At 57.4% G+C, this 8058-nt stretch carries 10 protein-coding genes; 5 read left to right on the top strand and 5 right to left on the bottom strand.

Annotated elements, in window-relative coordinates; all coding sequences use genetic code 11:
* Positions 1-257 (top strand): methyl-accepting chemotaxis protein (locus ACRXB1_RS24260; RefSeq protein ID WP_449493477.1); only part of this gene is annotated, 257 nt, incomplete at its 5' end.
* A 90-nt stretch (positions 258-347) separates the two neighbouring features.
* On the opposite strand, the gene ACRXB1_RS24265 is transcribed toward ACRXB1_RS24260, so the two are convergent.
* Positions 348-974, bottom strand: coding sequence for a TetR/AcrR family transcriptional regulator (locus ACRXB1_RS24265; RefSeq protein WP_449493478.1), 627 nt, complete (start codon positions 972-974; stop codon positions 348-350).
* A gap of 108 nt (positions 975-1082) precedes the next feature.
* Between ACRXB1_RS24265 and ACRXB1_RS24270 the strand changes: the two genes are divergently transcribed.
* Together ACRXB1_RS24270 and ACRXB1_RS24275 are read left to right on the top strand one after the other, a co-directional pair.
* Positions 1083-2006: an NAD-dependent epimerase/dehydratase family protein gene (locus ACRXB1_RS24270; RefSeq protein ID WP_449493479.1), complete on the top strand. Its 924-nt coding sequence runs from the start codon at positions 1083-1085 to the stop codon at positions 2004-2006.
* A 2-nt stretch (positions 2007-2008) separates the two neighbouring features.
* On the top strand, positions 2009-2344 hold the full coding sequence (locus ACRXB1_RS24275; RefSeq protein ID WP_231941484.1) for a DoxX family protein: 336 nt from the start codon (positions 2009-2011) through the stop codon (positions 2342-2344).
* Between the two features lie 121 nt (positions 2345-2465).
* Here ACRXB1_RS24275 and ACRXB1_RS24280 read toward each other — a convergent pair whose 3' ends face one another.
* Positions 2466-3047: a TetR/AcrR family transcriptional regulator gene (locus ACRXB1_RS24280; RefSeq protein WP_075360117.1), complete on the bottom strand. Its 582-nt coding sequence runs from the start codon at positions 3045-3047 to the stop codon at positions 2466-2468.
* 121 nt (positions 3048-3168) lie between these two features.
* On the opposite strand from ACRXB1_RS24280, the gene ACRXB1_RS24285 reads away from it, so the two are divergent.
* Positions 3169-4578 carry an amidase gene (locus ACRXB1_RS24285; protein WP_449493480.1) on the top strand — a complete coding sequence of 470 codons (1410 nt, stop codon included), beginning with the start codon at positions 3169-3171 and terminating at the stop codon, positions 4576-4578.
* A 607-nt stretch (positions 4579-5185) separates the two neighbouring features.
* Here ACRXB1_RS24285 and ACRXB1_RS24290 read toward each other — a convergent pair.
* Entirely contained in the window at positions 5186-5980 is a 795-nt protein-coding gene (locus ACRXB1_RS24290; protein WP_449493481.1) for an SDR family NAD(P)-dependent oxidoreductase, read from the bottom strand.
* Positions 5981-6815: 835 nt separating this feature from the next.
* Between ACRXB1_RS24290 and ACRXB1_RS24295 the strand changes: the two genes are divergently transcribed.
* Complete coding sequence (locus ACRXB1_RS24295) at positions 6816-7007, top strand: filamentous hemagglutinin N-terminal domain-containing protein (protein ID WP_449493482.1); 192 nt, start codon at positions 6816-6818, stop codon at positions 7005-7007.
* Here ACRXB1_RS24295 and imm45 read toward each other — a convergent pair.
* Complete coding sequence (gene imm45 / locus ACRXB1_RS24300) at positions 7000-7326, bottom strand: Imm45 family immunity protein (RefSeq protein ID WP_449493483.1); 327 nt, start codon at positions 7324-7326, stop codon at positions 7000-7002. The genes ACRXB1_RS24295 and imm45 overlap by 8 nt on opposite strands.
* Positions 7323-7820, bottom strand: a complete 498-nt coding sequence (locus tag ACRXB1_RS24305) for a hypothetical protein (RefSeq protein WP_449493484.1) — start codon at positions 7818-7820, stop codon at positions 7323-7325. Before ACRXB1_RS24305 ends, imm45 begins: the two co-directional genes overlap by 4 nt.
* Between the last annotated feature and the right edge of the window lie 238 nt (positions 7821-8058).

Consider the following 8058-nt stretch of genomic DNA (forward strand, 5'->3'; position numbering starts at 1 on the left):
TGCTCGCCGGACAGGCCGGGCAGACGATGGGCGAGGTCGTCGCGGCGGTGAAGCGTGTGTCGGACATCATCGGCGAGATCAGCGCGGCTTCGTCGGAGCAGACAGGTGGCATCGAGTTGATCAATCGCGCCGTCGCACAGATGGATGAAGTCACGCAACAGAACGCCGCGCTGGTGGAGGAAGCGGCGGCTGCGGCGGCTTCGCTGGAACAGCAGGCTGAGCGGCTGGATGTAGCGGTGGCGGTGTTTCGGGTTTAAAGGGATGGGATTTCGGAAGCGCGGCCTTGCTTTCACGCTACATGCTGCTGCGCTTCGCATGCAGCGGCTAGACATCTCGTGCGGCGTTTCTTAGCGAAGCGCAGCCGCCACCGCCTCGTCGATCTGCAGCGCAAAGCGCGCCTCGACATTGGGCACCGCGTAGCCAATTGACAGTTCCAGATACGCGTCGCCGAGCACCAACTGAACGAATGTCGCTGCCCGCAATGCAGCAGTCGAATCGTCGAATCGCTTTCGCAGGATTTGTGCGGCGAAGGCTCGCACGACCTTTGCACCATTCTCGTAAAACACCTGGCCGAGCTCCGGAAGACGCTCGGCCTCGGCAACGATGGCCCGGTAAAGCCGGAGATAGTCCGGCGTGATAAGACTTCGCGCCAGCATCCATCCCAACTTGCGTAACTCGACCTCGGATGCGCCATCGGTTTGCTCGCCCTGAGCGCCGGCAAGCAGTACGCCCACCTGAGCGCACATCTCGCTGACCAGACCAACGAAGAGTGCCTCCTTCGACTTGAAATGGCGGTAGACGGTCTGTTTGCCGACGCAAGCAGCAGCGGCGACATCGTCCATCGTTGCCAAGCCGAACCCCTGGCTTAAAAAAACGGTTTTCGCGCCGTCGAGAATGGCGGACCGCTTACGGAGTTGCAACGGGCTCAAGTCGGGGAGAGAGGATGTGTTCATGCCAGATAAATAACAGATCATCGAATAGTTGACAAGACTGGTCAGTCTCGTTTAGATTTGTGATAACGAGACTGACCAGTCTTGTTTGCATGTTTTGTCCCTTTACAGGCAATCATCGAGGAGAACGCTGTGGAACTATTCATTACAGGTGGTACGGGCTACATCGGGCAAGCGGTCGCACGCAAGGCAATCAGCCTCGGCCATCAGGTGACGGCGCTGGTGCGCGACGACAGGTCGGCGGCGGCGAGCGCGCTGGTACCGCTCGGCGTGAAACTGCACGGCGGTGACTTGCGTGAGCCACAGTCATTCGCGGCGGCTGCCGGTGCCGCTGATGGTGTGATTCACACGGCGTCGACCAACGATGCTTCCACCGCCGCAGCCGATGAGGCTGCCGTTGTAGCGATGCTTTCGCATTCGCACCCGGGCGCGGCATTTGTCTACACGTCGGGCACCTGGGTCTACGGCAATAAGGCAGGAGAGCCCGCGGCTGAAGCATCGGTGCTGAACCCGACACCACTCGTCGCCTGGCGGCCCGCAGTGGAGCAGCAGGTGCTGGCGCTGGCAGCAAGCCGCTCGATTGCCGCAGTGATCCTCAGGCCGGCGATGGTGCACGGCCACGGCGGCGGCGTCTTCGGCATGATTGCCGGCATGGTCCGTCAGACCGGCACTGTGAGAATCGTCGGAGATGGCCGCAACCACTGGCCCGCGGTGCACGTCGATGATCTCGCCACTGCCTATCTGAGCGCGGTGGAGCGGGCGGCAAGCGGGGACGGTCGAGTGACGGGACAGATCTTCAACGTGGTCGCGGAAAATGCCGTTGCCGTTGCCGGTATGGGCGAAGCGATTCGGGCCTCGGTCGGCGCCGAGCGTGTCGAATTATGGCCGCTCGACGATGCTCGCAAATCGCTTGGCCCGTTTGCTGACGCACTGGCGCTCGACCAGACGATAAGCGGCCAGCATGCCCGGCGCGTTCTTGCGTGGGAACCCCACGGCCCAAGCCTGATTACCGACCTTTCCGCACAGACGCATTTTCAGCAAAGCACCGGAGCATGACGATGGCGTTGAATTTCCAGTCGATTCTCGCGACGATCGCAGCGGTTCTGTTCGCGGTTGCCGGGGTGGTCAATCTCGCGGGGCTCGGCGCGGTGAAGCGCGACTTCGCACGATGGGGTTACCCGGCATGGTTTCCGTTGCTGTGTGGCGCTCTCGAACTGCTCAGTGCAACACTTCTTCCTGGACGGCAAACCAGGGTTTTAGGCCTGACGCTGGCCGGTGCGATCATGATCGGTGCGCTCTTCACGTTGCTACGAAATCGGGAGCCGTTCCGGCATCTCGCCCCGGCGCTGGTCTTTTCGGCTCTCATTGTGGTTACTGCGGCGGTCCACGGTTGAGGCTCTCTCGCTAAATGGAACGCGGCCAGTCTCGATTCACCTTGCAGTATCAAGGGAATAGCAGACGCTTTATTACGGTCGATGTGACGCGTCCAGCGGAGACCAATTCCGCATGCCTCTTTTATGCCGGGATCAGTCCTGCCTCGCGATAACTGTTTATCAAGGCATCGAAGAGGGCGATATCGGAACGGCCACGCGCCATTAATTGCGCGCCTGAGACTGCAGCAAAAATCGCCCGTGCACGATTTTCGGCGTCTTGGGCGCCAACCATCGCGCCCGCCACGATGACCCTTTTAAGCCACGCGACGTTCACTTCCGTGAATGCCCGCACTTCGGCCCTGACGCCCTCGGGAAGATCGTCGTACTCGGCCGTCATGAAGCTGCAAAGACAAATGCGGTTGTCGCTTTCCAACGATTTACGAAACGTATTCGGGTATCTGCGCAAACATTCGGCAGGAGCAGGGGTCTCGATCAAGAAGGCTTCCAGCGTAGCCGCCGAGTCTTCCCAGTAAAGTCTGGCCACCGCGGCGGCAAGGTCCGCCTTGCTGGAGAAATGGTAATAAAGGCTAGCGGCCTTGATACCCAGATCGTCGGCAAGCGCACGCATGTTCAGTCCGCCAAAGCCGTGGGCCTGCGCAATTCTGGTCGCAGCAACAAGAATCTTGTCGCTGGAACTCGGGCTTGTGCTCGGCTGGTTCTTCATAAATCCCTGCGGTGAAAGAAGTGTTGACGACGACAAGTATAGCGTCTATTGTCTACCTAACAAACGTTAGTTAGTTTTATTTGACGCCATATGACCGCTCCCCAACCCAAGAGGCTGCTCTATGAAAAACGACTTATTCTTTCAAGATGCGACAGCGCTGGCCGAACTTATCCGCACCAAGGAAGTTTCGCCGGTCGAAGTCATGCAGGCGCACCTTGACCGTATTGCCGCCGTGAACCCGAAAGTGAACGCGATAGTGACGGTAGCGGACGAAGCGCTGAAGATTGCAAAGGCCGCCGAAGCCGCGGTCCTGGCCGGAGATGAACTGGGTCCGCTGCATGGCGTCCCCTTCACCGTCAAAGATTCGATCGACACGGCTGGCGTGTTGACCCAGCGCGGATCGCCCATCTTCAAAGATCGCCGCCCGGATACCGATGCAAGCAGTGTTGCGCGCATGAAAAAAGCGGGCGGTATCCTGCTCGCAAAGACGAATCTCCCCGAGTTTTCCTACTGGATCGAGAGTGACAATCTGCTGTCCGGTCGTTCGAATAACCCGTGGGATTTGACCCGCACGCCAGGTGGCTCGAGCGGCGGCGAATCGGCGGCAATCGCCTCAGGGATGTCTCCGATTGGACTAGGGACAGACCTCGCTATTTCTGTGCGTGGCCCGGCGGCACAGACCGGCATCACTTCCATGAAAGCTACGCATGGCCGTGTGCCGATGACAGGTATTTGGCCCCGTGCACCACGTCGATTCTGGCATGTCGGCCCGATGGCCCGCTCGGTGCGTGACATCGCGCTGGCGTTTTCGATATTGAGCGGACCAGACGGCAAGGATGCGTTTGCGAGCAGCACGGTCCAATTCGATGCGGGTATGGGTCGCGCCCCGGCTCGTCCCTTACGCGTAGGCTGGATGGTCGGCCCTGGCTTCGGGCCCGTCGATCCAGAGGTTGCGGCGACGGTTAAGGCAGCCGCCGACGCACTAAAGGATCAAGGCGTTTTCGTAGAACACGTCGGTATCCCTGCACTCGAACGCGATTTTGCGCTCGACGTATTCAACAAGCTCCATGTGATGGAAATGAAGCCCGCCTTTGCGGCCGCCACGGCAGGCCGCAGCCAGGATGAACTCTACAAGATGGCCAAGACGATGCTCTCATTGCCTGATACGTCGATGCAGGACTTTATCGAGGCTGAGCAGGCAGCCGAGCGACTGCGCGATGGCTATGCCGACTATTTCACCCGATACGACGCGCTGATCACCCATGTGCTGCCGATCTCAGCTCACAAACATGGCGTCGAAAGCTTCGTCATCGACGGCCAGACGGTAGATGCCACCTACCTGCAAGGCGCAACGGTGCCGCTGAACGTAACTGGCTTGCCGGGCTTGGCAATGCGGTTCGGTACGAGCAAGGAAGGGATGCCAATCAACGTGCAGGTCGTCGGCGCGTGGCAAGCGGAATCCACCATTCTCCACGTCGCCTCCCTGCTCGAAGCGGTGAGCCCGGTACGCAGTCTTCATCCGGCGCTTTGATCTTGAAGGCCTTCGCGAACCATCAGTCCCTGAGGGACACCGAATACGAAGGAGGCATGCTCGCATGCAATGCAGATGCATTTGTCGCACGATGTTTTCTAATAGCGGGCACGTCTGTTCTCGCTAAATACGGATGTTGCTTGGTGTGCAAGGGAAGTCGACACTAAAGACGAGACAAGGGGTCGTTTGGCAAGAGTGCGCGAAGGTCTGCAATACCTTGAAAACGGCCGTTCGATGCGCGGTCCTTCAAAGGTCGATTGGGGGTCGGGTACGGCCGATCGTCCGTAGGGCAGAGCCCGGCCACGAGCGGACAATCGACACCAAACTCTGGATCGCTAACAATTGTCGCTAGAGATTAGATGTCGTTCGTACCCCCAGGCCGGACTCGTGCTGGTCGCCAACGCAAACCACGTCCTCAAGCGTGTCGATAAGGCAGACCGGAACAAAAACCTCGCCGCGCACTCGGATCCAGACTTGCCTCTGGCGGACCATCTCGTCGAAGCGATTTCAACGTTCGTGCACAGCCGAGCGGTGAGCCGACCATAGGCGAATCGATCGAATCATCCGTCGGTGCCAAGTCGACCGTGAAGTCCAAATACGCTTAGCTTTACGCAACAAATCTGACGATGCCGCCGTCCACTCGTAGCGCGGCACCAGTAGTGGCCGAAGCCTGCTCTGAACAGACGTACACAACCATATTTGCAACCTCTTCCGTGGTTGCGAATCGGTTGATGAGCGATGTGGGACGCGTTGTTTTCAGAAATTGCTGCTCGGCGGCTTCTTGGGTGATGCCTTGGCTCTCGGCCCCGGATTTCATCCAGTTCGACATGATTTCGGAGCGCGTCGGGCCTGGAAGGACTGAATTTACCGTTACACCTGTTCCGCCGACTGTTTCCGCAACTCCTCTGGAAATTGCAAGTTGCGCCGTCTTTGTCATACCGTAGTCGATCATTTCCTTCGGTATGGCCAGTGCGGACTCGCTGCTGATGAACACAACTCGTCCCCACCCTTGCTTCACCATTTTCGGTAGGTAATGGCGAGTCATCCTTACACCACTCAAGACGTTGATCTGGAACAGGTCGAGCCAATCATCATCGGTGAGCTCGTCAAAGGGCTTGGGCTTTGCCGTGCCCAGGTTATTGATCAAAATGTCGGCGCCTTCCACTTGCTCGAAAAAAGATGCTGCGCCTTTAGCTGTGGCCAAGTCGGCGACGACGCCATCGATATCGGACTCGGGAAATAGCTGACGTATCTCCTGAACAGCTTTGCTAACCCGTTCTTCGCCTCGGCCGTTTATCACGACAGACGCTCCAGCGCGCGCCAGCCCCTCGACAATCGCTCGACCGATACCGGCGGTAGAGCCCGTTACGATTGCCTTCCGGCCTTTTAGATCGATGTTCATAGAATTTTCCTTAAGCAGATTAGTTGGCGTTGGAGACGCAAGTTGGCCTTTGGCGAAGCGCCTCGGCGAAGCGGATAAGACGGCAGTGCCTTATTGACCACTTCAAGATGACTCTGAAGGACTGTTAATCGTTTTGGAAAGCTTTGAACCCAAAACACTTTCTCGAAGAATGAAACGTAGACGACGTTTTCTCTGTTCTTAACTAGAGGCCAATCGTACAAGCTATCTGCGCCGAAGATAATCCTCAACCCGTTCATAAGATTCATTCTTATAAAGAATAGATCGGGTACCTAAACGGTGGAATTGACGCGGCAACCATGTCTGCCGGTTCATGTCGGTTATTTTTTAGCTTTCGACAGATCACTTCGGGAAGCACACCAAGGAAAACACAGTACTCCACGCGATTTAGCGTCGGATCGTGTACGCGCGAATCATAGGTCCCACGAAGCATGTGGCATAAAAGCCCTGCAAGATGGCGAAAAGGGTTGAGGTTATCAACATGTCGTGGTGACGCGACCTGTTGATCTCCAGATGCGGCAATTCATGCGTTTCCGGTCGGCTCCGCGGGTCGTCGGCAGCAGTTACGCGCCCGCGCCGAAAAGGGACTGTATATGACACGTACCGCACTATCGCGGTCTGCGCGAAGCGTACTGCGTCGACAGCACTCACGCGAACGCATCTCGGTCGCCATTGGCATCTCGCTCAATTGGATGTTCCTGGCGGCCGATGCGCTCGCGGCGGGCCGCCTTCCACAAGGCGGCGGTGTCGCCGGCGCGGGAACCATAACCGCCCAGCCGAACGTACTGGCGATACGCAACCCGGTTCCACCCGCGGGGTGGTCGACTGGAACCGCTTTGATATCGGCAAGGGAAACAGTGTCGCTATCGATAACGGATCGGGCGCCACGCTCAATCGCGTGACAGGCGGTTCGCCTTCGTCGATCTTCGGCAACCTTACTGCAAGCGGCAGCATGAACCAAGCTTCCCAAAAAGGGAACCCGATTTTGGCCGGATTCCCTGTTATCTGATCTTTAAAGCATTTAGCGGCTCGTGAACTTCAACTTCATTGACGTCACCATCCGGCCAAACCCAGAGCTGCCAGTTGTCGATTAGCCATCGGGTCGACAGATGATAGGAGGAAGTTTCGTTTGGAAACACAACATAGCAATTAATCCCGGCCTTATAACCACTGATCGCTATTAGGCCGAGTCGATCCGACTTATCAGGGGCCTCGCAAACCATCATCACCACATGGCTTTCGAATGGCTGCCCCGCAGTGAAACGAAGCAACGTGCCTCGCTTCATTTCCGGGTCGGTGCTCTCAATCAACTTTTTCCAAGTAGTCATTTCAATTTAAGGTCGTGTTGCCCTGACGTATCCGCAGGTTTGGTGGGTCGCAAATCAAGCATACTTACTTCACCCATATGCGTGCCGTTTTTTCCATTGACTTGCTCAAAGCGCCCATGCTGCGAATCAACAGCATATAAGGTTCCATCGTCTGCACGATACACATCTCGGCCGTTGATGCGACTAAGCTGGGAGTCCTTAGTCCAGCCATTGTCAGAAGCAATGGTCTGCGCGGTTTGTTTTACCTGTGCTACGCGCTCTCCGGGCGGCAGATTAACAAGAGACCTTTCAAACGCTTGCGCTTCCGAAAGTGCTTTTGCCTCAGCTGCGGTTCCCTTTCCGCGGCCTTTAGTCGCTAGTATCGCTGCCCAGAACTCGACTCCAGGACCAACCTGATCGCCCGCCGTATAAGGCAAATGCAACCAATCTGCCGAGAGATATCCTGGATCACCGGGTGATGCAAACGGGCCTCCGTTCGGCGCATTCGCAATCATCTCGCCTATCGAAACAAAACCATTCCAAACACCGGCAGCGGAATTTCGAACAGTATCTACAGCCGAGTTGGCCGTGCTTCCCTGTCCGTCACCGTTACCCGTGCTTCTATTATAGAAGCCACGTTGCTTCCGGTGGTCGCGCTACGGGCCGCCCTTTAACTACGATGGCGACACCACGCCCAACCGTAACGGCGAGGACGTACAACTCGGCAAGGGCCTCCATTCGATTCCCTATGCA

It is taken from the genome of Caballeronia sp. M23-90 (genome assembly GCF_053574605.1).